The following is a 22,680-nucleotide window of genomic DNA, read 5'->3' on the forward strand; positions in this document are numbered from 1 at the left end:
GAGTTGAGCAAAGTCCGCCCAGAAGCGGGTTGGGCTTCCGCCTTTGTGAACACCCTCCGAGGGGCGCATAATTGCGCACCGAGGTCGGATTACAGTCAACCGAATATTCACACCCACTTCCTAACGACCACCAGCTGTAGACCAGCGGGGGTCTAATGCCGAAGCCATGGGCGCGCTGGTACATTCTGCAACGCACAGAATTCTGCAACGCACAGAATGCGGAGTACCGGCGTAGAACAACCCAAACCTTGACGGGGACGTTAGGCATCCACTGTCCGCGACAAGACATTTTAGATCGCCCGCGTCAAGGTGATTCGCCTCACGTGAATTTCTAAGAAGTCTTTACCGTTTCGCCTGTCTCGGTCAAATCAGGCGAACCGGAATTCGACCTGCCCCCGCTTCCAAGGCACCAGACGACCGGCATATGGTCGGCCTTCCGGGATCTGCTCTTCCCACATGCCCCCTTTCGGCATCCGGGGAGGAGCTTGCAATCGCCCGGTTTCGATCGGATGGAAGCTGGGGTGAGAACCATGCTGCGGGCCTTGCGTGATGCAGGCGAAAGGCGCAAACTGCTCAGGTATTGCGCAAGGGAGGTCGCCGACCTGCCGGTCCCGGATCCGTTCTCCCTTCCCGCCCTGGTGGGCGCGATGGAGGCCGCCAGTGGACGCGGTATCCGGTTTGTTGCGCTGGACGCGCCTGAAGCCAATCTCCAAACGGCCTGCGGATTGCGAATCCGAGGCCCCGAGAGCACCTGGGTGATCTATCGCCCTCGGCCCACTCCGCACCAGACCGAGCACGTAGTGCTGCACGTCCTGGCCCACGAGTGGCTGGACCATGGCACCACCGTCCCGCTCGCCGAGGCGATACAGCCCCTGCCGACCGCTCTGCAGCACGGCGTAACGGAGGCATTCCAGGGGGCGCCTGTTCACGCACACGCTCGGTACCGAAGCGTGGACGAACGTGAGGCCGAGGCGTCCGCGTACCTCATCAAGCAACGGATCGGCCGGAGCCTTGAATCAGGGTATGACCTGGTCAGCAGGCTGGAGGCGACTCTGTCGCACCCTCTCGCGCGGCGCGGCCCTCGACCGGAAGAGGTCGCGTAGATGACCACCATGCTTTGGGCCGTGGCCATCGGAATGACCATCACGGCGGTATGGCGTTTCCCGGCTCTCAGGCACGGCGATCCGATGCGGCGAGCCTTGTGGGCGTGCTCGGCCGCCTTCGCCGCCACCGTATGGTGCAGGGTTCCGCAAGTGAAGCAGGCGCTGGACAACTCGCCCGTGACGGACCTCTCGGCCTTGCTGAAATACCTGACGTCCCTTGTCGCGATCCTCGCGGGCCTCCGCTACATCACGGCCGTCTACGGGGAGCCCTCGGGGGGCTCCGACCGGCACATTGCCATGAGCCGGCGCATCAGCCATGGGGCGCACACGTGTGCACTGGCGGCGATGGTCGTCCAGGTCGTGCTCTTCTTCACCGTGGTCGACCGGAGTCACCCGAGTACCGACTTCGCCTCCGCGCAGGCCGGCCAGTGGGGCGGCGCGCTCTTTCTGACGATCCAGTACACCTACCTCGGGGTGGCTGCTGCCACCTGCGGGTACCAATGGGCTCGGGCAGCCCGACGGGCCGAGAAGCGCGCGCTGAGGATCGGGCTGGCACTGATGGCAACGGCCATGGCGATCTACACGATCTATCCCGTTCTTCGCACCGTGACCATGTGGATCCCGCCAGAGGTCAGCGCGCTCACGATGCGCACGGTGGCTGATTCCGTGAACATGGTGGTCGCCTGCCTCTGGGCCGCCGGCGCCGCCGTACCGTCCACCATGGCGCTCTCGACCCGCTGGAACGCCTGGAGAGCTCTGCAGAAGCTTGAACCGCTCTGGTCAGACCTCATGAACGCGTTCCCGCACCTTGTGCTGGAGCGACCGGGAGCGAGGATCTTCGAGTCGCTGCGCTGCGTCCCCTCCCTCGACGTACGCCTGGACCGGCGGACGCAGGAGATCGCCGGCGGCATCGAGCTGCTGCGCCACCACGCCTCCCCAGACCTGCTTTACGTCGCCGAGGACCTGGCCGAGTCCCACGAGGACCCCGAAGCAGCGGCCGAAGCGTACTGGATCAGGGCCGCGCAGCAGAGTCAGAAATCGGGTAGGCGTTGCGCCGTACCCTCCAGGAGAGTGCGCGAGAAACCGTTGACCAGCGCTATCGCCGAAGCGAACTGGCTGGCGCGGGTCGCTGCAGTGCCCGTGCCCGACCGGCTGGTGCAGCTTCTGCACCAGCGGGCAGGCGAACCGCCCATCGACACTGCCCTTCAATCCGGCGGCCAGAGCTCGGCGGGCACTTGGGCGTGAGCAGTTTCGGCCGTGTCATGCTTCCGAGAGGTTGGCCCGCCCAGGGCTGAGCAGGCCCGACAGCAGGCTGATCATCTCGGGCGTGACGCCACCCTCGCCGCTGCGAGCGGCGAGGTCGACGTCGTAGCGACTCGCGAGGTAACGAAGGTCGTCCAGGACTCGGCGCTCGGGATCGTCATCGAGACGGAGCACGGACACGCCGAAGTAGCCGGCCATGCCGGTGATAGCTACGGCTCGGGCTACCCGAGCCCCCCCGAAGACGCGCTCGGCGGATATGCCGCGGAGCAGGGCTTCGACCTGGTCCCCTCGAACGACTTCGGTGCCAGCTTCGCTGTTGACTCCGGCCGCGATCGTCTCGGGCGACGGTGCACCGTCCGGGAAGCGGTCGCCGACCAGGGCGCGCAGTGCCTGGGTGAGCGGCGGCAACGCTGCCGGCGTGGGGGCTGGCACCTCCTCGCCGAAGGACCGGCGCTGGGCCGCAAGCAGCTCGTCCTCATCCACTCCGTACAGCGCCGCGAGGGGGGCAATCCACTCCTCGTTGAGCCGGCGAGCGCCGCGCTCGGCACGGCTCAGGCTGTACTTGCTGATCTGGAGCGCCTCCGCGGCGGCAAACTGCGCGTACCCAGCGTCACATCGCAGGTCGGCCAGATCGCACGCACCCTCGCGGGGGAAGAGAACGTCGATATCGGCGCGAACCCCCCGGGCGATGGCCGGGAGCTTCTCCCCGGCCGGGAACGTCCTCTCCGCCTCCCAGTCCCCGACGATCGCCTGCGACTTAGCCCCCACCGCAGCTGCCAGCTCGCGCCGAGAAACATCGACGGCGCGGCGCGCCCTCATCAACTGAGGGCCATTAAACCGGCGTGGCGGCAAGGCTCACACTCCTGAATGTGCTGGTGGGTGGCGGTGGAGCCGCACAATAGGGTCTTGCAACAGAAACATACATCAGATAGTTTTCGTTGCAGAGCCGGAGGGGGCAACCCTCCCACGGCTCACCCTATTCCCCTTCTCCATCAAACAGGCTCCCTGGGTGCCGCCGCTATCAGGCAGGACTCGCCCCTCATGCCCGCCGACCGAGGTCTGCCGTCAACACCGGCAAGCATCGCCCGGCAGCACTGCGGGCGGCCAGCCAGCCTCGTGACTCTCTGTGACTAGTGGAGGATTCTAGTACCAACTCTGGATCTTGCCGAGACTTCCTGCCATGTTCGTCGTCCCCGGGCAAGCCGCCCGGCAGAACGAGCGTGAGGAGTACGGCAGACCGAGATCGCGCAGCTCCGTAAACGGCGGCGGCGTCCAGGAGCGGGAACTCCCGGACGCCGAACGCTCAACGGCATGCCCGCCCCTGCAAGGGCGGAAATTGCCCACCATCACCACGCTGATCCCTTCCACGGGGCGCGTCAGCGTGGCAACACCAAAGGGGATTGTTGCATGCATCCTGCCCTGCGCAAAAGGCCAGTTCGCCTGGCCTGCGCGGCAGCCGCCCCGGCCTCGGCACCTGCGCGCGCCGAGGCCGCGTACGCCCACCCGGCCCAGAACGATCCACCGGCCCGATCCGTAATCGGGGGCACGCGATGAGCCGGGATGCCCGGGAATGGGTGTGGGAACACAGCTCCAGCCGCGGTGCAGCCCGTCTGATCATGCTGTCGCTGGCCGACCGCGTGACCGATGAGCAGTGCGTCTGCTGGGCCTCCCTGAGCAGCCTGGTGAAGCGCACCGGCGCCTCGAAAAGCACCGTGCAGCAGGCACTGGACCGGCTGCTCGACTCCGGAGAGCTGAACGAGCTGGTGGACCTGACCGGTCCCCAGCGCAGCACGGTCTACCACCTGCCCATCGCCGCCACGGCAGTGGCACAGGCCGTGAACGACCAGGAGACGGACTCCGACGAGGCTCTGGTGCCGGAGGCCGAAGCGCACCAGCCACTGCGGATCTCCGCCCTTCAGCGGTACGGAATCCGCCCCCGCGAGGTACCGGAATCCTCGGCGAAGGACCGGACACCGGCAGGTCCGGGAACCGGTACCCCGCACAGGAAACCGGTACATCGCCGTACCGGAGACCGGTACAGGGCCGTACCGGTCTCCGGTACACAGAACCGTAGTGAACCGAAGGTGAACGGTAAGTACAGCAGTGCTGCTGCCGCCGTCACCACAGTCGACGTCTGGGAGGTCGACCCAGCCACCCACACCTGGGCTGACCAGCAAGGGCACCTCGACCGACTCGGTGAAGAGGGCCTCGCCGCCGCCGACGCGAAGTGGCGGGCACACCGCTCCGAGTGGAAGCCACGCCCTGCCGCCTTCTGGGCTGCCGACTGGCGCTCCTGGATCGCCCGGGAACACGCCCCTCACCGGCCCACCACCCACAACGGGCCCAGCACCAGCCCTCCGGTCAAGGCCGGGATGACCCGCGCCGACGCCCACACCGCCGCCCTTCTCGCAGCCATCGACGCCCCGGCCGGATCGGAGTAGCCCGCCATGGACCGCCGCGAAATCGCAGCCCTGCTGGCCTACATCGGCCGACTCGACCCCCGCACCATCCGCACCGACGAGGGCGAAGCCCGCTACCAGGTCGACCAGTGGCACGCGCTCCTGGGTGATGTGCCAATGGCGACGCCGTACGGCTGGGACGCCCGCGTCGCCGCCCACCAGCACATCCGGACCTCGCAGTACCCGATCCTGCCCGCCGACATCGGGCGCCCGTGGGACAGCTACAAACGCGACCGCCTGAGCCGGCACACCGATCCGACCCCGTGCGTCGACCCGGACGACCAGGCCGCCTGGACCGCCGAACTCCTCGGCACCCGGCGCGCCGTGGCCGCCGGCCACGCACGGCCCGCCCAGGACCGGGCCATCACCAGCGGTCGCGCCGGGCCCGACCCGAAGCTCCAAAAACGCCTTCGGGAGATCGGCTCTCCCATACCTCCCGCTGCCCGAGCCGCACTTGCCCCTCTACGGCCGACGCGAGCAGCCCGCGAAGCCGCCGTTGCCCACGGGCATCCCGACCCGCTCGGCGTGCCATGCGACTGGTGCCAGGCACCTGTCGATGAACCCTGCCGCCGCAGGCGCGTCGGCCCCGACGGCACGACACGCGGCGGAGCTTTGATGCCCGCCCCGCACCCCAGCCGCCTCGACCTCGCCGTCCAGCAGGCACCCCAGCACGCCCCGGCCTGACCGGTCACCGGAGCCGAAGCCGAACGATCACGTGCGGCACGCTCCCCCACCACTTCCGACCGGCTGCCGACTCGCCCGCCGCAGCCGGGACCCGACGCCGCGTACGTCGGCCCGAACATCGGGTACGGCAACGCGCAGCAGCTCCACGGAGATCACCATGCGTACCAATCACCACGTCCCGGTCACCGGACTGCGCGGCATCGCCGACACCTTCTGGCAGCCCGACAGCGCCTGCTACGGCATGGACCCCGAGGACTCCGAAGCCGTCTTCTTCCCCACCCGCCGGGACCACGAGGCCATCGCCGAAGCCAAGGAACTCTGCGGCATGTGCCCGGTCGCCCGCGAGTGCCTCACCTTCGCTCTGGAGAACGACCTCACGGAGGGCATATGGGGCGGTCTCACCGAGGACGAACGGGCACCCTGGCACAAGGGACTGCCCGACCGGCTCGACTACGGCCGGATTGTCGCGTTCTTCAACGGCCGCGACGTGCACCTCACCGAGGCCGAGCGCGACATCGTCGTCGACCACGCCTACGCCCGCGGGTGGCGCCCCGCCCGACTCGCGACGGCTCTGAGCATCGGCACCAAGCACGCACGCGACCTGCTGCGCAAAGCCGAGATCAAGATCGTCGATCGCGACCTGACCCTGGGCGTGCCCCCCAACCCCTACAAGAAGAAGGCGAAGCGGAAGCGGAAGCGGCGACCAACGGCGGCCGTATCTGCAGCCCCGGACTCGGGCCAGCCGGTCACGCACACGGTGAAGTCGATCTCCTCGCACGCCCCTCTCGGAAAGGCCGCATGACCCACCACTCCGCCATGCCGCTCGGTGTCGCTCCCGAACACGTAGTGATCGCCATCGGTATTCCCGCCGCCGCCTTGGCACTCGTCGCGGTCGGCTGGCTGCTCGGACGTCGGCGGAGTCGGCCGACAAGGCAACGAGACAGCCTGGCAGTGACGGTCTCCTCGATCGCCGCAGCCGGGTGCACCGCCTACAGCGGCGAGACGAGCTGGGCGTTCGCCACCGACTATCTCGGCATGAACGGAGTTGCCCGAGCGGCGCTCTTCGGCGTCGCCGAACTCGGCCTTCTTGCACTTGCCCTGATTGCCCGCCAGCAGCTGCTGAACGAGGGAACGCCGGGACTCCCGGGAACCCTGGTCTGGGTCGTGACCGGAGTGATGGTGGTCCCCGCCTACGCCGAGAGCGGCCTGGTGGGCGGTTCGGTGCGGGCAGTCTTCGGCCCCATCCTGGCCGCCGTCCTCTGGCACTTCGTCATGGGCATCGAACTCCGGTCGCGCAAGCCGGGAGCTGCCTCGCAGAGCATGCTCGCCACCCTGGGGCGCGAAGTACGCGAACGGCTCCTGTCCCGCCTTGGGATCTCCGCCCGGGACCGCAACGCGGCACAGATCACCCGCGACCGCGCCACCTCCCGTGCCGTCGAGCTCGCAGCTCGCCTGGCCGAATACTCGCCGCAGCAACGGCAAAGGTGGCGCGGACGCCGGCTCGCCCGGCAACTGTCCAAAGCCCTCGGCCGTGCCGCGGTCGGGACTGACTCCCGGCAACGCGACGAACTCCTCGCCCGGCTTGCCGCCCGCCGCCACGCCCTCACCCTGGTCACGACTCCCCTACCGTCCCCGTGGACCTCGGACCGGGAAGACACGAACGCGGTCGCGCCCCGCCCGGAAGACGCGCTGGCTCTCTCGGTCCGCGCCCGCCGGTCCCCGGTCCCCGCACACTCCTACGGGGACCGGGGACCGGAAACGGCGGGCCCCGTCCACTGCGGCGGGGACCGAGCGACGGGGACCGAGGACTCGCCGCCCGGGACCGTGGACGGCGTACACAAGTCCCAGTCCCCGGGTTCGGAACCCGCCAGCAGCCGGGGACCGAGAAGTCCCGCAGCGGGCACCCGCGCCACCAGGAGCCAGGAACGAGCACAGGAGGCCCTTGTCCCCGACGAAGGACGGGTCGCGGGGACCGACACGGCGGTCACCGGCAAGCCCTCCGAAACGGCAGAAGTAGGGGCAATCAGGGAGAGCGGACCGGAGCACGTCGGCGGTAAGGGACCGAGAAGCGCCGAGTCGGGGACCGAACCCGCCCAGGACCGGGGACCGACCACCCCCGACACGGGGACCGAACCCGCCCAGGACCGGGGACCGACCACCCCCGACACGGGGACCGAACCCGCCCAGGACCGGGGACCGCGCCAGGTGGAGATGTCCATCGAGGACCTCGTCGAGCGGGTCCGTCCGCATGTGCCGGCCCTTCTCGCTCGGGACCGGAACGCCGCGGTCACCCGGGTCCAGGTACGGGAGATCCTCCGTGCCCAAGAGCTTCCCGGCGTCGGAAACAAGCGCATGGGCCGCGTCCTGAAGCAGCTTCGGGACGCGGCAGAGGAGTCAACCGCAGGGAGTGCCGCCGCATGAAGACCTGTTCCCGCTTCGCGTCGCTCCGTGCGGAGCACGAGATGGAGATCAGCTGTATGACCAACCACTCCACGTGGCACGTCGGCAGGCCGGCGGCGAAGTCGAGTGCCAGGCAGGCGGTATCAGCGAAGCAGCGGATGGCAAGGGCCCTGAGCAGCCACGTTCAACGGTGTCCCGAGTGCGGCTGATCGCACGTAAAGCAGCAGGTCAATGCTGCTCCGACCGCCACAGCAGCTACACGCCCCGTAGCGCTATCAGGAGGCATCCCTTGATTCCCGCCCCGATCCGACCAACCCCTTCCGTGGAGACCGAGGCGAGCGTCTGGGCAGACGTCCTCGTCCGCCGAGGCTTCCTCCATGCCGCCGTCCTCGCGCCGACTGGCCACTGGCTCATCCAGGAACAACCTGACGGACCAGTCCGCTGCCTCACCGACCCGAAAGGGGTGGTCGAGCTGGCAGCCGCCATCCAGCACCGAATCCGCTCCAAGAGGTCCCAGCGACGATGACGAACCCGAAGCCGGGCGACACCGCCCCGGAATCCAATCCCCGCTCCAAGTCGGTATCGGGGCGAGCAAGTTGGGGCGGAAGCATAGCTTCCGCCGATCCCGCCCCCGAGGGGGCGGGATCGGACCTGCACCGGGGGGCGCAGGTCCGTCAGGCTTCGACCGGGGGCGGATCGAAGCCGGGGCAGGAGGAGAAGCAGACGCAGCCGCGCAGCCGCCGAGAGCGCGCTCCGCGCTCCCGTCAGCGACCTCGTCAACCGCCCGAGAAGAAGCGCCTTCGCCAGCCCGCCACGCGATTCAACGAAGACGAGTACGCCCTGATCCGATCCGCCGCCGACCGCTGCAAGCTGTCGGTCGCCGGGTTCCTCGCCCGTGCCGCGCTCGCCGCCGCCCGCGACCTCGACCGAACCAGCGCCGAGATCGCCGACGAACGCGAAGTGATCACCGCCCTGTTCGACAGCCGCCGTCGGCTCGGCTGGGCCGGCAGCAACCTCAACCAGGCAGTCAAGGCGCTCAACTCCGGCGCAGAGGCTCCCCAGCTCGAAGCGGCCATCGCCGCGGTACGGCGTGCCGCCGACACTGCCCACGAAGCCACGACACGGCTGATCAAGCAGAACGGATCATGATCCCCAGCGTCAACCCGTCAGGGTCAGACACCCGAGGTCTCCTGTACTACCTCTACGAGACCGGCAAGTACGAAGACCACACCGATCCCCACCTCGTCGCCTCCTTCGACGGCATGTCCCCCGACCCGGGCCGCGATCCGAACGCCACCCTCACCGACCTTGAGCAGCTCCTGGACCAGCCCGTGATGGCCCTCGCCCAGCGTGCCCGGCCGGTCAAGCACGTGTGGCATACCTCCGTACGCGCCGACCCGGGCGACCGGATCCTGTCCGACGAGGAGTGGGCCGGCATCGCCCGCCGCATCGTTGCCGCCACCGGCATCGATCCCGGCGAGGGACAGCCCGGCTGCCGCTGGGCCGCCGTACGGCACGCCGACGACCACATCCACATCGTCGCCACCCTCGTCACCGAGGATGGCCACCGCCCCGACGACTTCCGCTCCGGCGCCCGCGCGCAGGCCGAAGCCCGGCTCATCGAGAAGGAACTCGGCCTCCACCAGGTGGCGCCCGGCGACGGCACCGCAGCGCAACGGCCCACCAAGGCTGAACTCCGCAAGGCGCAACGGCAGGGCCGCGAGCGCACCCCCCGCGAGGAACTGCGCGAAACCGTACGGCGCGCAGTGGCCGGCGCGACGAGTGACGAGGAATTCTTCGGCCGGCTCGCCGCAGCCGGTCTCCTGATCCGCAAGCGCACCGCCCCCTCCGGCGACCTGCTCGGCTACAAGGTGGCCCTGGTCGGTGACGTCAACGCCCAGGGCGAGCCGGTGTTCTACCCCGGTGCCCGCCTCGCCCCCGACCTCTCGCTGCCCCGCATCCGCGAACGCTGGTCCTCTGACTCCGAGGCCCCCCACCACGCCCAGAACGACGAAACGAGCCGTACGGGACCGAGCGCTCCCGCTGAGGCACGGCGCGGCACGGCATCTGCCGTCTGGCAGGCCGTACTCGTCGTCGAGCACGGCGACGACGCCGTCGCCGCCGCCCACATCGCCGCCGCCGGTGAGATCCTCGACGCCCTCGCGAAGACATCGGCCGGACACACCCGTCGCGAACTGCGCGACGCCGCGACGGCCTTCGAACGGGCTTCCCGCTCGCACGTCCGCGCCGTACGCGGGCACGATCGGGCACTGCGGCAGGCCGCCCGCGACCTCGTCCGGGGCGGGCCCGCTCTCGGCCGCGGGGAGGACGGCGCGACCACGGCGATGGCGATCGACATGCTGTTCTTCCTGATCTCCGCAGCCTCACACTGGCATGCACGGAAGGGCCACGCCCAGCAGGCCGCCGCAGCCCGACAGGCCGCCGAGCATCTCCGCAACGCCTACCGGACCGCCGCCGCCCATCCCCTCGCCGCACTCCACGAGCGTGGCCGTCATCTAGGCCGAGCGATGGCCGTACGGCAGGCCGCGGTCCTGCGGGACGCGGTACCGCAGCTCGCCGAACGGGTGCTCGACGAGCCGGGCTGGTACGCGCTCGCTGCGACTCTCGCCGATGTCGAAGCGGCCGGACACGATCCGGTCGAGCTGCTGGGCGACGCCGCCGGGCGACGGGAGCTCGACACCGCCGAGTCGATCTCGGACGTTCTCGTCTGGCGGTTGCGCCGGGCTGCGGGCCTGCCTGCCGACACCAGCGACCAGCTGGGCGGTAGCCCCGGAGGAGGGCCCTCAGTGCCTGTGGTGGGCCAGCGGGCGTCGAAGCGGACCGAGCGTCGGCGGGGACGACCGTGACTGTGAACTGTGTGAATTGAAGCCGGTGCGGGAGTTAGGGCACGATCATGTTGCGTGCAGGACAAAGCGAGGGAGGACGAGCAAGGTGTTCGAGCGAATACGTCGCCGCAAGGGGCCCAGTGAGATGGAGCGCCGGCACTTCGAGGTATGGGCGCGTCTGGAGGGCCAGGTGCCGCCAGAGGTGGAGCGGACACGAGCCGAGCTGCTGCGTGCCGCGGAACCGGCCGCGCAGGTGGACGACTTCCCCCCGCCGGAGCTGCGCGTCCCGAGCCACGACCAGCTGGACGGGAGGATGATGCCCTGGCCGTGGCCTATCGTCCTGGACGAGGAGCTGGTCGCCTGCGCCGAGTGCGGGACGTACCGGGACTGGCTCGTCCTCTCCACGCGCGACCAGGTCTGGCTGCGCTGCCGTGCAGGCCATCAACAGCACGAGCCGCGCCTCGACACGGCCTGGTACAACCGGAACGCCGGCCCCGCAGACGCGGCGCACGAGACGTTCGAGGACGGCCTCCGGCACCTCGGCCACTGACCCCCACTCCTACGACCCCAACGGGCCCCTGGGCCCGTACTGCCCAACCGTCACCTAGCTCCAAGGGGTCAGACCTCCATGCGCGTACGCGTCACCACGACCGCCCTCGGCATCACCGCCCTCGCCGTCCTCGCCCTGCCCGCCTGCTCCACCGATGCGAACCCCACCTCAACCTCCTCCTCGGCGGACAGCGGGAAGCCTGCCGCCGCCGACCAGGCCGAGGCTCCTCTCTCCTCCGCCTTGTTGGAGGAGCGTCTGCTCGACGAGACCGATCTCGGCAGCGGCTACACGCGCAAGCCCGAGCAGCCCGCCCAGCACGACGACGTCACCGTCCTCGGCTGCCCGGCGCTCAACGACCTCGGCGGCGCCGCGGCCACCGGAGGATCGCTCGACTTCACCCGACAGGCGAAGGCCACGTTCACCTACAACAGCGGCAGCTCCTCGGAGATCTCCGAGGAGCTGTACAGCGACGCACCCGCCAAGCTGTCCGCAGGTACCAGCCAAATCTTCGACGCGATGACCGGGTGCCCGGAATACCAGGTCCTCGTCGGCGACTCGGCGATCGACGTCACCACGCAGAAGGTGCCCGTACCGCCGCTCGGCGCCGAGCGGTGGAGCCAGCTGATGACCTTCTCCGCCGGCGGGCGCGACACCGTGGTGAAGCAGTCCGCGATCCGCGACGGCAGCGTGCTGGTCATCGTGTCCGGCTCGCCCGCCCTGGTGGACCGGCACATCGACAAGGCCCTCGCCAAGGCAGCTGACCGCTGAACCTGAGAGGCTCCGCGTGCCCCGGCTTCCGCTCTGCGGGCCGGGGCTCTGCTGTCCTCCACGAGGGCAGGACGGCTGCCCGCCGCAGTCCCTGTCGGCTGAGAAGCACGCAGCCCGGCCCCCTGGTGGAGGAGGCCGGGCTGCGCTGGTCGGACACCGGTCGCTTCGACGCACTGCCGGTGTGCTCACGGATTAGGCGAGGCGGGCGGGCCCGGGGGCGCCATTCCGACGGTGGTTGGGCTCAAGGGCCCGGGGCTGTCTTCGGGCGTACCAAGGGCCGCCCGCCTCTCCCGCTCTGGCCGAGAGCGGGGGCCTCCACCGCCCTACGGTGCACACCTCAACTCGCGGGAGCCCGAAGAAGTCGGTCCCGCGTGCTCTCGGGAAGGACCCGGCGAAGGACGGGCGCGCTGGAGCTGAGCGCCTGAGCGAACGAGGCGACGAGGTCGTGCGGCACTCCGGCGCTGAAGGACACGACCCACAGGAGGGACTCTCCCATTACCGGCTCGGAGAACGCCTGCCATCCCAGGGGGCCCATGTCATCGGCTTGCAAGGTCAGGGCACGGGGGTCACCGTCCTGGATGAGGGGTGGCACCTCGCCGAGGCTGATCTGGGTCGTGAGGGTGGCGTCCAGCGCCCGGGCACCGGGTTGGTCGTGGTCTCGGAACCATCCGCGCGCAGTCACCGCCTCCAGGACCAGCTCGGGGTCGCCGACCGGGAAAACGGGCTCGTCGCGTGCGTCGAGGGCGAGGAGGAAGTCGACGAGGACTTCGCCCGGGATGTCGAGGGTGAAGGAGGCCGTCCACTCGGCGAGCGGGGAGCTGGTGTCCGAGCGAGCGGAGACCTGCCAGGCGACCGGGCGCGCGCCCAGCTCCAGCGGCTCGTCCGGCAGCGACCATTGGGCCCACCGGAGGGTGTCCGGGCTGATGTGCAGGACGGTGCTGCGCAGGACCATGCGGTCCTCCTCCGCCTCCTCCGGCATGCGTCGTCCGCGGACGATCGTCAGGCTCGACCAGCCGAGTCCGGCAAGGGCGTCCGCGACGGTGTCGTAAAGACGTCCGTCATCCCCGGCGAGGTGGCGGGGGCCGACCCAGTATGCGGACGGGTCGTGCGGGTGATCGGGGTACAGGGGCGCCTCCAGATCTAGGTGCGGTTCGCGCCGGCGGAGCGGCGGGCGCGGCGTGGGGGTGGCTGGACGGGAGAGTGCCAGGCCAGCTTGACGGCGACGTCGGGCGGGAGATGCCCGAGCTGTGTGTCTGCGTCCCGCCCCTCGGCGAGGTAGACGACGGGGCGGCCAGTCTCGTCCGCGGACTGGATGAGCTGGTGCGGACGATGGGCCATCGGGAAGAACGGGTTCATCGCCAGGCGCAGCCTGGCGTGTGGATCGCAGGCGGACAGCAGCTCGATCGCTTCGCCAACGGTCATTTCCTTGCCCACTGCGAAGGGCCTCCTTGTGCTGGGGAACGAGGCTGAGATGCGCGCGCCCCGGAGTTCGAGGCGTCGACGGGCCGGGCGGTCTCCAGGACGCGGGCCACGGCGGCGGCAACGACGGCAGCCGGCGTCTCCCGGTCGAAGGATGCCTGGTATCCGGGCTCGTCTCCGGTACCGGTGACGACGAGCTTCCATCCTTCTCTCGGGGAGCCCCGGCGGCCCTTGGGATACCAGCCAAGGTAGAAGCGGCCGTCCTTGCTGGCGACGTGAACGTCGGCGCGATCATCCACGATGAAGTGGAAGTCCTTGGCGCGGAAGAGATCCGTCACATCGCACGGCTGGCCAGGGCCGAGCGACCATTCATGCAGACGGAGGTCCTCAATCGTGGTGGCGAATCCATAGGGGCGGGTCGTCGCCACAGTCACGGGCATCACCTCTCTGACCTGTGGTTTTCCGGGACGGTCGTCTACGTTGACATGCCCCTGACCTCGTTGGCCAGTCTTTCCGCGATCTTTCATGTCTGCCCCCGGCGAACTGCTGTCCTTTGTCATCCAATCGAGGCGTTTGACAGCGAACTCAGTCGTTTCGGCTTTTCTGACAGTGAATCTAGTCGGAGGGGCGATCACGCTGGGGGTGTCGAATGCCGGAATCGACAGGGGTGGAGAGCACCGCCCCGTACGTCGAGGTGTCGTGTCGTACGGACGACAAGCGCGGGAGTAAGCGACGTCGTCCGTTGCTGGACTGCGCGACGGACAGGTTCGAAGACGCGGTGCCGGTCCGGCCGTTTCGGTGGTCGTGGGGTGGGCGCCATTTCCCCGGGTGGTACTGGGCTGCGACAACAGGACAGCACGTCGGTTTCGAGTCGTGGTTGGAACGGGACCGGCTGGTGCTCATGGACTTCGATCCTGCGGTGGTGGGGATGGCGTCCCAACCGTTCTGGCTGCACTGGCACGACGGAGAGCGTGAACGCCGGCATGCCCCAGACTTCTTCGTACGCAGGGCCGACGGTTCGGCGGCAGTCGTCGATGTCCGCGCCGACGACTGGATCGCTCCACGGGACGCCGAAGCATTCGACTTGACGCGCCGGGCCTGCGCGGAAGTTGGCTGGACGTTCGAGCGGGTGGGGACGCCGAAGGCAGTGCTACTGGCGAATGTCCGGTGGCTGTCGCGCTACCGCCATCCCCGCTGCCGACGGGAGCCAGTCACTGCGCGGCTGCTGGACGTCTTCTCGCAGCCGGGGCCGCTGATGGCCGGGGCTGATACGGCCGGCGACCGGCTCGCAACACTGCCCGTGTTGTTCCACCTCTTGTGGAAACACGAGGTGTCGGCCGAGCAGATGGACATTGAACTGCTCGGGCCGCGCACGGTCGTGCGCCGGGCTGTAGGGAAGGCCGGATGACCAGCGAGGAGCGTCGGGTCCCGCCGACGGCGCGGATCGCGGAGTTCCCTAAGAGGGCTGCTGATCAGGCCCGTTGGTGGGAAGGACACATCCTGGAGGTGCTGCACGGACTGCCGCCGGATGCACCCCACGGGGCAGTGCCGCGACCGGAGTTCGACCCTCGGCAATGTTGCCTGGCCGAGCGGGAGCGGGCCAAGGCCGCCGAGCTGACAGCAGCGGGCCATCGGATGACGGCCAGCGGAGTCAAGCAGCGGCGCCAGCGTTATCAGCGCGACGGTCTGGTCGGGCTGGCGGACGGGCGGTCGGCCAAGAAGCTGCCGGACTTCGGCCAGATTTCCCCGTTGGTGGTCGAGGCGATGAGGCAGGCGATCGCTGAGACGACCGATGCCTCCTCGCGGACGGTCCGGTTCACCATTTGGCGGACGAAGGAGATCCTGGCGTCCCGCGACGATGCCGCCGGCATCGAATTGCCCACGGAGCGCACGCTTTATCGTCTGTTCGACAAGTTGGCGGTCGGCACGCACGCGACCGGTTCGGCGAGGACACGGCGCTCGTTGCTGGCGCGTCCGGCCGGCCCGTTCGGGGAAGTTCCGGCTATCGCGCCGGGCGAGCTGATGCAGATCGACTCCACTCCGTTGGACGTGTTGGTACGGCTGGATGACGGCATCGCGGAGAAGGTCGAGTTGACCGCGCTGGTCGACATCGCGTCCAGGTCGATCACGGCGGCAGTGCTGCGTCCGACAACGAAGGCAGCCGACGCCTCCGCCCTCCTAGCCCGCAGCATCACACCGGAGACGATGCGGCCGGGCTGGCCACAGGCGCTGCGGATGTCCCGGTCGGTCATGCCGCACCGGCGGCTGCTGGCCCTGGACGAGAGGCTGGAGCAGGCGGCGGCGCGGCCGGTGATCGTTCCAGAGACGATTGTCTGCGATCACGGAAAGGTGTTCATCTCGCACAACTTCCGTGCCTCCTGCCGCTTCTTGGGCGTCTCGCTTCAGCCGACGCACAAGGCGTCGCCCTTCGAGAAGGGTGTGATCGAGAAGACGCTGGGATCGGTGGCAACGCTCTTCGCGCAGTTCGTCGCGGGGTATACCGGCCGCTCGGTCGACCGCCGTGGCCGACATGTGGAGGACGGACCGCTGTGGTCCTTGCCCGAGCTGCAGGATCTGCTGGACGAGTGGATCGTCACGGTGTGGCAGAACCGGCGCCACGACGCGCTGCGCGATCCCAGCTCGCCGAAGCGGGCGTTCTCGCCGAACGAGAAGTACGCGATGCTGCTGGAGTCGTGTGGCTACGTTCCGGCCCCGTTGAGCGGTGAGGACTACGTCGAGTTGCTGCCGGAGCGGTGGCACGCGATCAACTCATACGGCATCCGGATCAAGCACCGCACCTACGACAGCCCGGAGTTGAACCCGCTGCGTCGTCAGCACTCCGGGGTCGCGGAGAGGAAGGGCTTGTGGGAGGTCCACTACGACCCCTATGACATCTCGCGGATCTGGGTACGCGACCGCCGAGGCGAAAGGGACCGGTGGATCACCTTGTTCTGGCGGCACCTGCACCGCGTCGGCGTCCCGTTCGGCGAGATGGCCTGGGACCACGCCCGCCAGCAGAATCCGAACGGCAGCGAAACCCAGATCGCGGAAGCGGCAGCCGCCCTGCTCAAGCGCGCCCACAACGGCCCTACCGGCGAGGAGCGCCCTCCGGGCAAACGGTCAAGGAAGGATCGCCGGGTCGCAGCCCGCACCCGAGCGACCGCCCCGAGCCAGAAAATCCCTGATCCACCGGCCGAGAGCGAGCCCATGGACGAGGACACGACCGACTCCGCGCTGGCAGAGGTCATCCCACTGGGCCTGTTTGACCCGCTGGCCGATCCTTGGAGGCGCACGTGACCATATCCAAACCGGCGGCCCGACGCACCACGCTGCAGGAGACCGATGCCGATACCGACCGGCAACTGAACACGTTGACTGGATGGCGCAGGTTCATCGACGGCCCACCCCCTCCCCCGGTCTTGGCACCGCGCAGTGCGTGGCAGCAGATGAACCCAACCGAGCGGGATCTCTATGACGAGTCCCGCCTTGACCATCACGCCCGGATGCTCACCGTCGCCACCTCGTTCATCGAGCGGACGGCGATCTGCGGTCGCCGTCTGGTGCTGCTGAACCGGCACGCGATCAGCGCCCGCCGCGGGCTGATCGTCTCCGGCCCAGCAGGAACCGGAAAGACCATCGCCATAACGCAGTTGGGGCGCTCCCAAGAACTCCTGGACCGGGCCCGGCACCCCCATGCCACCGACCGGATTCCGGTCGTCTACGTCACCGTCCCGCCCGCCGCGACCGCCCGCATGATCGCGACCGAGTTCGCACGCTTCCTGGGTCTGCCGGTGCGGGCCCGATCGAACATGACGGACATCATCGAGGCCGTTGTCGGTGTCTGCACCGACACCCGTACCGCTCTCGTGCTGGTCGACGAGCTCCACAACATCTCGCTCACCAGCCGCCACGGCGCCGAAGTCGCCGACACCCTCAAGTACTTCTCCGAACGCCTGCCCGCCACCTTCGTCTATGCCGGCATCGACATCGACGAATCCGGCCTGCTGTCCGGGACACGCGGCGCCCAGATCGCCGGCCGCTTCACTCTGATCCCCTCCCGCCCCTTCCCCTACACCAGCGAATGGAAGGGCCTGGTCGCCACCATGGAAGCCACCCTGCGGCTGCACGAACACCGCTCCGGCACACTCACCGACCTGGACCGCTTCCTGCACAACCACACCGGCGGCATGATCGGATCTCTCTCCCATGCCATCCGCGGAGCCGCCCTCGACGCCATCCTCACCGGCACCGAGAAGATCACCAAGAAGAGCCTCCAGGCCATTCCGCTCGACCACACCGCCCACACCACAGCGTCGATGGCCACGAAGACCGCTACGTCCCGATGAAAAGCGAACTGCCGCCCCGGTACGCGCCGCTGCCGATCCGACTCCGCCCCTGCCTCGGCGAATCCACCAACTCCTACATCCGGCGCCTGGCCCGCGCCAACCACCTCCAACCGAGCTTCCTCTACTGCTACCTCTGCGGCCCACCGCAGTGGTTCGGCAGGCCGCTCCTCGAACACCTCGCCACCACCGCCGGCCACTCGCCCGAAGCACTCGAACGGGCTCTCGCCGACGCCAACTCCCTGGGCGGCATAAGCAGACCACGCCGACGCCTCCCCAGGAGGAATCCCTTCGCCTGGCGCCAAGACCTGGCCCACCACATCGCCCAAGAGGCCCTCAGAGGGACGCAGATCCGCACGCTCGTAAAGCGCCACAACCTCCGCTGCTGGGACGTTCGCTTCGCCCTGGAGGTGCCACGCCTGACCGCCGCAGAGACGAGTCAGCTGACCGACCCCATCACAGGGGAACTCGCCGACCTGGTCGAGGGCATGATCGGCAGGAAACTCAACGGGAGGCAGATCTGGACAGAACTCATGGACCACCACGACTACTTGGTCACGTACGACAGCCTCCGCCACTACATCCGATACACACGCCCCCGAACCGCGTCAGTACGAGCCGGGTCGTTGGCATCCAACCCAGTCGCCCCAGGTCAGCGCGCTGCACACGACTAACAGCGGACCCAGTCGTACAGATGGGCGGACCGGCGCCCGAGACAGGCGCGAATGGCCGGGGGTCTTGCCGTGACCGCTGGGCGAGGGTCACGCTGGGCGGTGAGGTGTCGACGAGCCGTGGAGGCGGTCGTGGCCAAGGACTGTTCCGGCAGGTCGGGCCGTTGTGCGGCGTGCCTGCGGTGTGGGCGTCGCCCGTGTACGTCGTGGCAGGGACCCCGCAGCGTCGTCCGGTTGGGTCGGACGGTCATCACCTACCGGGCGTGCATGCGCTGGTCGCTGGTAGCCCCGGCGGCCGTGGTCGGGCTGCTGATCGGCGGCTCCGTCGCAGAGGTCCTGGTGCCGACCGGCACGGGGGCCGCATTCGTTGTCCTTGTCTGGGCGGCGTTCACGCTGCGGGTGATCCGTCTCGCTCCGGCCTGCCCCGCCCCTAGCGGCGGCCCTGGGCCTGGGGGCACGGGGGTGCGCGAGCCGCGCCGGCCCATGCCTGCCCCGCCCGCCGGCACGATCGCATTGCCGCTGCCCGAGAACCCGGCCGCGGGTGCCGCCGGCGCCTGACCTCGATGTCAGCTGACCAGCAAGGGGCCGAAGGTCTGGCGCCCGATCTGCTCGGCGCGTGCCTGGCTGGCGACCTCGCCCCGTACGTCCGGATGCTGCGTGGTCCAGGACTGTGCCGAGGCGGCGGAGGTGAAGAAGTTCAGGGTGTCGCAGCACACCGCGGCGGCCGGACCGTCGCAGGAGCGGCGGCCGACGAACACCACGGCCGAGGCTGGCTCCCACTCCATGCGGCCGTTTCGGCTGGTGACGGTGACCGCCTCGCCGGTGACCGGGTCGGACGAGGAGATCACCGCGTCCGTGGTGAGCATCTCGGGGATGCCCAGGGCATCGATCGCGCACATCGACCACACCTGCGTCCCGTCTGCCAGGGTCACCCGGTGTGCGGTCGGCGCGGCGGAGAACGGGTACGCGGCGTGGATCTGTCCGTCGTCGTCCAGGGTGAGGAAGTCTTCGCGCGCCAGCTCGGCCAGCACCTCCTCGGCGGTGCGTCCAGCGCCTGCCGCGACGGGGCCCAATTCGGTGATTCGTGGGGCTTGGCCGGTGGTGGCGAAGTGCCGCAGTACCGCCTGGTGCACCGCCCGCAAGCCGCAATCGGCCGGTGCACGCCGCCCGCGGCCGGCTCGGCCGATCGGATCGAGCAGGTCCTGCTCGCAGCAGCGCCCTTCCCCCGGCATGGACGAATCCGTGGCAGCCAGGGCCTGGCGAAGTTCGTCCGTGCTGGGGGCTCCGTCCACGAGGCCGTCGGCGTGCCGGTAGATCCGGCACGACACGCTCGGCGCGGCACCGGCCTGCCCGAACGGATCGGTGTCGTCGAAAAGGACGGTGGGCGAGCCAGTCATCCCCAGCTGGACCGCTTCCGTCTCGTCGTGCACCTCGACGAGCTCGACCTGTGCCGCGCGCCCCGACAGAGCAGCCTGGATACGTTCGTGCGCCACCGGCGCGTTCGGGCAGCCGGGCACCGTCAGCACCGTGATCCGCATGGTTCCTCATCCTTCCAGTTCAACGCCCCTCCCAGCGACGTTAGACCTTCCAGTGCACTGGAAGGTCAAGGGCTACGCTTGAGCTATGCGCATCGGAGAACTGGCCGACGTCAGCGGAGTGCCGTCCAAGACCATCCGCTACTACGAGCAGGCCGGACTGATCCCGGAGCCACCCCGGACGTCCAGCGGCTACCGCGACTACCCCGACGAGGCCACGACCCGCCTCACGTTCATCCGCGACGCCCAGCACGCCGGGCTCACCCTCGCCGAAATCCGCGGCATCCTCGCCCTGCGCGACAGCGGACAGGCCCCCTGTGACCACGTCGGCGACCTCATCCAGCAGCACCTTGCCGAGATCAACCGACGCATGGCCGAACTCCGCAAGACCCGCACCGCGCTGCGCGAGCTCGCCCAACGGGCCGCCGAAACCGACCCGGCATCATGCACCGACACCGACATCTGCCGAATCATCAGCACGCCCAACCGACATCGCGACGAGAGAACGAGTGGCTGGCCAGGGCACTCGACAGCATCAGCCTCCCGTTGACATTCAACCCAGTCGACCCAGGTCAGCTCGCTGCACACGACTAACTTCAATGTCAAAGGACACGAACTGCTGACGCACGTCATTTCGCGTCGAACCCACGGAGCCACCTGAAGGGAAAGAGGTGGCCGACGAAGGCCCTCCTGGTGCATGCTGGCCCGTTTCCCATCGCGAGGAGAAGTGCATGGAGATCCGGCCTCTTGCAGAATTGCGCGCCGCGGACAATCTGTCTCTAGCGTTCAACCCCTATGGGCTCGGCGGTCGTATGGAGCCCGAGGACGCTGCGGAATTCCAGCAGCACCAGATCGCGGACTGCGACCTGGCGGACGGCGTCGCGGCTGGAACCCGCGACTCCTTCGAGCGGCTGCGCACCGTCTTCGCCTATGGCGTGCTGTGCTACGACGTGTACACCCTGGTCGGTGACCAAGCACTCCTCATCTACGAGCAGGCACTGCGCGACCGCTTCATGGAATGGTGTGCCGGCACCATCACGTTCCGCCGTCCTAACGGCCCGGACGTCTCCTGCACCGTCACGTCGTACGACGACGTGCCGAAACTCGCAGGCAAGATGACGCGCGAGCGGACGAAGCTGGTCGTACATGCCCACGCCGTCGAGTTCAACGGAATGCTGCACGGACTCCGCCTCTGGGCCCGGGCCGCGGGTCTGCTCCGCGGGCGCCGCAGCCGCACGGTCGAGGACGCGCTCGCCAAGCTGCGCAACCACGTGGCCCATCCATCCGGCCACCATGTCGACACCCCCGTCGAGGCAGCCCGAACGGTGCGAGACCTGGCGGAACTGATCAACCAACTGTGGGGGCAGGCCACTACCGATGGGCGCCTCTACCCGGCCCCGCTGCGCCGGGAAATCGCCCTGCTGAGCTGGAACGAGTCCGGGCGTACGCGAATGGAGCCCGCAGGCGCGTTCATCCTTTCCGATCCCAAGGAAGACCAGAGGGACGAGGCGTACCAGCACGTAGTGGTGCGGTCCATCCCCTTCGTACCGGGCAGCCAATGGGATGACGCTCACTGGGCGGAGTTCGACACCCGGTACGAGACCACACGATTCCCGACGGACTACCTGTGGGGACCGGGCACCCGAGAGGAGGCCCGAGCCTGGCTGGACCGAGAGCGCCCCGAGGGGGACACCGTCGACTTCACCGACCGGGTGTTCCTCGTCCAGGACCACCAACGCCTCCTCCCACCGATGCGGCCGGCGGTAGCAGCCGGACTACCCGAGGAGGAACGCGCCGGGATCTGGCATGCCGTGCGCGCCGACTTCCCGGACGACGCCTTCTCGCACGTCCGAGGCTCCGCGGATCGCAGCACCGGTCACGCCCGCCGCCCCGGTGACTGCTCGGCCTGTTCCGCCGAACTCCTTGGCTTCGGCTCCCACGACGAAGCTCTTCGCGCTGCAGCAGCCGCGCTCGGCCCGATCCAGGCAGTACAGCTGCCCTCCGTCCGGCTCCCCCTGTCCCCCTTCCGGCCCCAGAGGCCGTGAGCGGTCGGTGCGACCTGCCCGCCGCGCGTGCCTAGCCCCTGCTCGCTACAGCGACGACGCACAGACCTCCTCACCTGGAAAGATGCGCAGTAAATCGAACACATGATGCAATAGCTAGTATGCGTTGCTCTGCTCTCCCCAAGGACTTGATCGCCGCGCAGTGCGCCTGGGAACGGACCTATCGGAGCCTTGCCGATCCGGCCAACCGGCAGCGGACGACCGCCTTGCGCCGCCGTTTGCTGGAGCTCTCGGCCCGGGTGTGGTGGCATCCCTACTGGGAGCAGGCCGGGACCGGGCAGCGGGCAGCGCTACGCCTCTCAGTTCGGGAGCTCGAATCGAGGACCGTAGGTAAGCACCCCGCACAGTGACTGCCGGGCAACCCGATCGTCGGCGACTGTCGTAACGTCCACCTTGCCGGACGGACAGGAGGCCGTACGGGCCCGCACACATGGCTAGAGCGGTTCATCGCCCTCAACCGGCCCGCGTGGTGGGCCCCTCGAAGCGACAAGTGGGCGGCTTGCGGGCATCCAGGCCAGATATGCCTGAAGCCCGACCGGATCGCGCCGCCTCCGAAGGCACCTTCGGACCGAGAGA

At 68.9% G+C, this 22,680-nt stretch carries 22 protein-coding genes and 1 pseudogene; 18 read left to right on the forward strand and 5 right to left on the reverse strand.

Annotation, left to right across the window (positions count from 1 at the left end):
• The first annotated feature begins 521 nt into the window (after window positions 1-521).
• Window positions 522-1,103: a hypothetical protein gene (locus tag IE264_RS24630; RefSeq protein ID WP_158706509.1), complete on the forward strand. Its 582-nt coding sequence runs from the start codon at window positions 522-524 to the stop codon at window positions 1,101-1,103.
• On the forward strand, window positions 1,104-2,348 hold the full coding sequence (locus tag IE264_RS24635) for an MAB_1171c family putative transporter (RefSeq protein WP_051821745.1): 1,245 nt from the start codon (window positions 1,104-1,106) through the stop codon (window positions 2,346-2,348).
• Window positions 2,349-2,363: 15 nt separating this feature from the next.
• Here the strand turns inward: IE264_RS24635 and IE264_RS24640 are convergent, their stop codons facing one another.
• Window positions 2,364-3,185: a helix-turn-helix domain-containing protein gene (locus IE264_RS24640; RefSeq protein ID WP_158706508.1), complete on the reverse strand. Its 822-nt coding sequence runs from the start codon at window positions 3,183-3,185 to the stop codon at window positions 2,364-2,366.
• 731 nt (window positions 3,186-3,916) lie between these two features.
• Here IE264_RS24640 and IE264_RS24645 point away from each other — a divergent pair.
• The 8 genes from IE264_RS24645 to IE264_RS24680 all read left to right on the forward strand — a co-directional run bounded on the left by IE264_RS24645 (window position 3,917) and on the right by IE264_RS24680 (window position 12,073).
• The gene (locus tag IE264_RS24645; RefSeq protein WP_032755200.1) at window positions 3,917-4,807 is read left to right on the forward strand and encodes a helix-turn-helix domain-containing protein; all 891 of its coding nucleotides are present in this window, start codon (window positions 3,917-3,919) and stop codon (window positions 4,805-4,807) included.
• A gap of 6 nt (window positions 4,808-4,813) precedes the next feature.
• Window positions 4,814-5,509, forward strand: a complete 696-nt coding sequence (locus IE264_RS24650) for a zinc finger domain-containing protein (protein WP_032755197.1) — start codon at window positions 4,814-4,816, stop codon at window positions 5,507-5,509.
• Between the two features lie 157 nt (window positions 5,510-5,666).
• On the forward strand, window positions 5,667-6,311 hold the full coding sequence (locus IE264_RS24655) for a WhiB family transcriptional regulator (protein WP_032755195.1): 645 nt from the start codon (window positions 5,667-5,669) through the stop codon (window positions 6,309-6,311).
• Complete coding sequence (locus IE264_RS24660; protein WP_190167696.1) at window positions 6,308-7,930, forward strand: hypothetical protein; 1,623 nt, start codon at window positions 6,308-6,310, stop codon at window positions 7,928-7,930. The genes IE264_RS24655 and IE264_RS24660 overlap by 4 nt, the downstream gene beginning before the upstream one ends.
• Window positions 7,931-8,431: 501 nt before the next feature.
• A complete protein-coding gene (locus IE264_RS38080; protein ID WP_229887731.1) occupies window positions 8,432-9,058 on the forward strand; it encodes a hypothetical protein in 627 nt (208 codons plus the stop codon).
• Window positions 9,055-10,776, forward strand: a complete 1,722-nt coding sequence (locus IE264_RS24670) for a relaxase/mobilization nuclease domain-containing protein (protein ID WP_051821742.1) — start codon at window positions 9,055-9,057, stop codon at window positions 10,774-10,776. Before IE264_RS38080 ends, IE264_RS24670 begins: the two co-directional genes overlap by 4 nt.
• 85 nt (window positions 10,777-10,861) lie before the next feature.
• A complete protein-coding gene (locus IE264_RS24675; protein ID WP_032755189.1) occupies window positions 10,862-11,305 on the forward strand; it encodes a hypothetical protein in 444 nt (147 codons plus the stop codon).
• Window positions 11,306-11,383: 78 nt separating this feature from the next.
• The gene (locus IE264_RS24680; RefSeq protein ID WP_032755186.1) at window positions 11,384-12,073 is read left to right on the forward strand and encodes a hypothetical protein; all 690 of its coding nucleotides are present in this window, start codon (window positions 11,384-11,386) and stop codon (window positions 12,071-12,073) included.
• Between the two features lie 337 nt (window positions 12,074-12,410).
• Here IE264_RS24680 and IE264_RS24685 read toward each other — a convergent pair whose 3' ends face one another.
• From IE264_RS24685 to IE264_RS24695, 3 genes and pseudogenes are all read right to left on the reverse strand, one after another.
• The gene (locus IE264_RS24685; RefSeq protein WP_032755691.1) at window positions 12,411-13,211 is read right to left on the reverse strand and encodes an SPDY domain-containing protein; all 801 of its coding nucleotides are present in this window, start codon (window positions 13,209-13,211) and stop codon (window positions 12,411-12,413) included.
• Window positions 13,212-13,213: 2 nt separating this feature from the next.
• Window positions 13,214-13,495, reverse strand: a complete 282-nt coding sequence (locus tag IE264_RS24690) for a hypothetical protein (protein WP_032755183.1) — start codon at window positions 13,493-13,495, stop codon at window positions 13,214-13,216.
• Between the two features lie 77 nt (window positions 13,496-13,572).
• Window positions 13,573-13,926, reverse strand: a pseudogene (locus tag IE264_RS24695) (SPDY domain-containing protein); the annotation flags it as partial.
• Window positions 13,927-14,141: 215 nt separating this feature from the next.
• On the opposite strand from IE264_RS24695, the gene IE264_RS24700 reads away from it, so the two are divergent.
• The 5 genes from IE264_RS24700 (at window position 14,142) to IE264_RS24720 (ending at window position 19,064) form a co-directional block, all read left to right on the forward strand.
• Window positions 14,142-14,900: a TnsA-like heteromeric transposase endonuclease subunit gene (locus tag IE264_RS24700; RefSeq protein ID WP_032755181.1), complete on the forward strand. Its 759-nt coding sequence runs from the start codon at window positions 14,142-14,144 to the stop codon at window positions 14,898-14,900.
• The gene (locus IE264_RS24705) at window positions 14,897-16,789 is read left to right on the forward strand and encodes a Mu transposase C-terminal domain-containing protein (protein ID WP_032755178.1); all 1,893 of its coding nucleotides are present in this window, start codon (window positions 14,897-14,899) and stop codon (window positions 16,787-16,789) included. Before IE264_RS24700 ends, IE264_RS24705 begins: the two co-directional genes overlap by 4 nt.
• A complete protein-coding gene (locus IE264_RS24710; protein WP_032755176.1) occupies window positions 16,786-17,838 on the forward strand; it encodes a TniB family NTP-binding protein in 1,053 nt (350 codons plus the stop codon). Before IE264_RS24705 ends, IE264_RS24710 begins: the two co-directional genes overlap by 4 nt.
• Entirely contained in the window at window positions 17,835-18,509 is a 675-nt protein-coding gene (locus tag IE264_RS24715; protein ID WP_032755173.1) for a TniQ family protein, read from the forward strand. The genes IE264_RS24710 and IE264_RS24715 overlap by 4 nt, the downstream gene beginning before the upstream one ends.
• 231 nt (window positions 18,510-18,740) lie before the next feature.
• Window positions 18,741-19,064, forward strand: a complete 324-nt coding sequence (locus tag IE264_RS24720) for a hypothetical protein (protein ID WP_032755170.1) — start codon at window positions 18,741-18,743, stop codon at window positions 19,062-19,064.
• Window positions 19,065-19,072: 8 nt separating this feature from the next.
• On the opposite strand, the gene IE264_RS24725 is transcribed toward IE264_RS24720, so the two are convergent.
• Entirely contained in the window at window positions 19,073-20,032 is a 960-nt protein-coding gene (locus IE264_RS24725; RefSeq protein ID WP_229887733.1) for an alkylmercury lyase family protein, read from the reverse strand.
• A gap of 97 nt (window positions 20,033-20,129) precedes the next feature.
• Between IE264_RS24725 and IE264_RS24730 the strand changes: the two genes are divergently transcribed.
• The 3 genes from IE264_RS24730 to IE264_RS38840 all read left to right on the forward strand — a co-directional run bounded on the left by IE264_RS24730 (window position 20,130) and on the right by IE264_RS38840 (window position 22,454).
• A complete protein-coding gene (locus IE264_RS24730) occupies window positions 20,130-20,591 on the forward strand; it encodes a heavy metal-responsive transcriptional regulator (RefSeq protein WP_063605722.1) in 462 nt (153 codons plus the stop codon).
• A gap of 181 nt (window positions 20,592-20,772) precedes the next feature.
• A complete protein-coding gene (locus tag IE264_RS24735) occupies window positions 20,773-22,086 on the forward strand; it encodes a hypothetical protein (protein WP_032755164.1) in 1,314 nt (437 codons plus the stop codon).
• 119 nt (window positions 22,087-22,205) lie between these two features.
• Window positions 22,206-22,454, forward strand: coding sequence for a DUF8825 domain-containing protein (locus tag IE264_RS38840; RefSeq protein WP_078657380.1), 249 nt, complete (start codon window positions 22,206-22,208; stop codon window positions 22,452-22,454).
• Window positions 22,455-22,680 lie beyond the last annotated feature (226 nt).

The organism is Streptomyces microflavus (genome assembly GCF_014650075.1).
In the GTDB taxonomy this organism is placed as follows: Bacteria; Actinomycetota; Actinomycetes; order Streptomycetales; family Streptomycetaceae; genus Streptomyces; species Streptomyces microflavus.

Bases quoted from the DNA above. Each gene is read 5' to 3' on its own strand.
- IE264_RS38080 (WP_229887731.1), top strand. From the start codon at position 8,432: ATGACGAACCCGAAGCCGGGCGACACCGCCCCGGAATCCAATCCCCGC.
- IE264_RS24660 (WP_190167696.1), top strand. From the start codon at position 6,308: ATGACCCACCACTCCGCCATGCCGCTCGGTGTCGCTCCCGAACACGTA.
- IE264_RS24705 (WP_032755178.1), top strand. From the start codon at position 14,897: ATGACCAGCGAGGAGCGTCGGGTCCCGCCGACGGCGCGGATCGCGGAG.
- IE264_RS24700 (WP_032755181.1), top strand. From the start codon at position 14,142: ATGCCGGAATCGACAGGGGTGGAGAGCACCGCCCCGTACGTCGAGGTG.
- IE264_RS38840 (WP_078657380.1), top strand. From the start codon at position 22,206: ATGCGTTGCTCTGCTCTCCCCAAGGACTTGATCGCCGCGCAGTGCGCC.
- IE264_RS24650 (WP_032755197.1), top strand. From the start codon at position 4,814: ATGGACCGCCGCGAAATCGCAGCCCTGCTGGCCTACATCGGCCGACTC.
- IE264_RS24635 (WP_051821745.1), top strand. From the start codon at position 1,104: ATGACCACCATGCTTTGGGCCGTGGCCATCGGAATGACCATCACGGCG.
- IE264_RS24730 (WP_063605722.1), top strand. From the start codon at position 20,130: ATGCGCATCGGAGAACTGGCCGACGTCAGCGGAGTGCCGTCCAAGACC.
- IE264_RS24670 (WP_051821742.1), top strand. From the start codon at position 9,055: ATGATCCCCAGCGTCAACCCGTCAGGGTCAGACACCCGAGGTCTCCTG.
- IE264_RS24655 (WP_032755195.1), top strand. From the start codon at position 5,667: ATGCGTACCAATCACCACGTCCCGGTCACCGGACTGCGCGGCATCGCC.
- IE264_RS24640 (WP_158706508.1), bottom strand. From the start codon at position 3,185: ATGAGGGCGCGCCGCGCCGTCGATGTTTCTCGGCGCGAGCTGGCAGCT.
- IE264_RS24715 (WP_032755173.1), top strand. From the start codon at position 17,835: ATGAAAAGCGAACTGCCGCCCCGGTACGCGCCGCTGCCGATCCGACTC.
- IE264_RS24680 (WP_032755186.1), top strand. From the start codon at position 11,384: ATGCGCGTACGCGTCACCACGACCGCCCTCGGCATCACCGCCCTCGCC.
- IE264_RS24735 (WP_032755164.1), top strand. From the start codon at position 20,773: ATGGAGATCCGGCCTCTTGCAGAATTGCGCGCCGCGGACAATCTGTCT.
- IE264_RS24690 (WP_032755183.1), bottom strand. From the start codon at position 13,495: ATGACCGTTGGCGAAGCGATCGAGCTGCTGTCCGCCTGCGATCCACAC.
- IE264_RS24645 (WP_032755200.1), top strand. From the start codon at position 3,917: ATGAGCCGGGATGCCCGGGAATGGGTGTGGGAACACAGCTCCAGCCGC.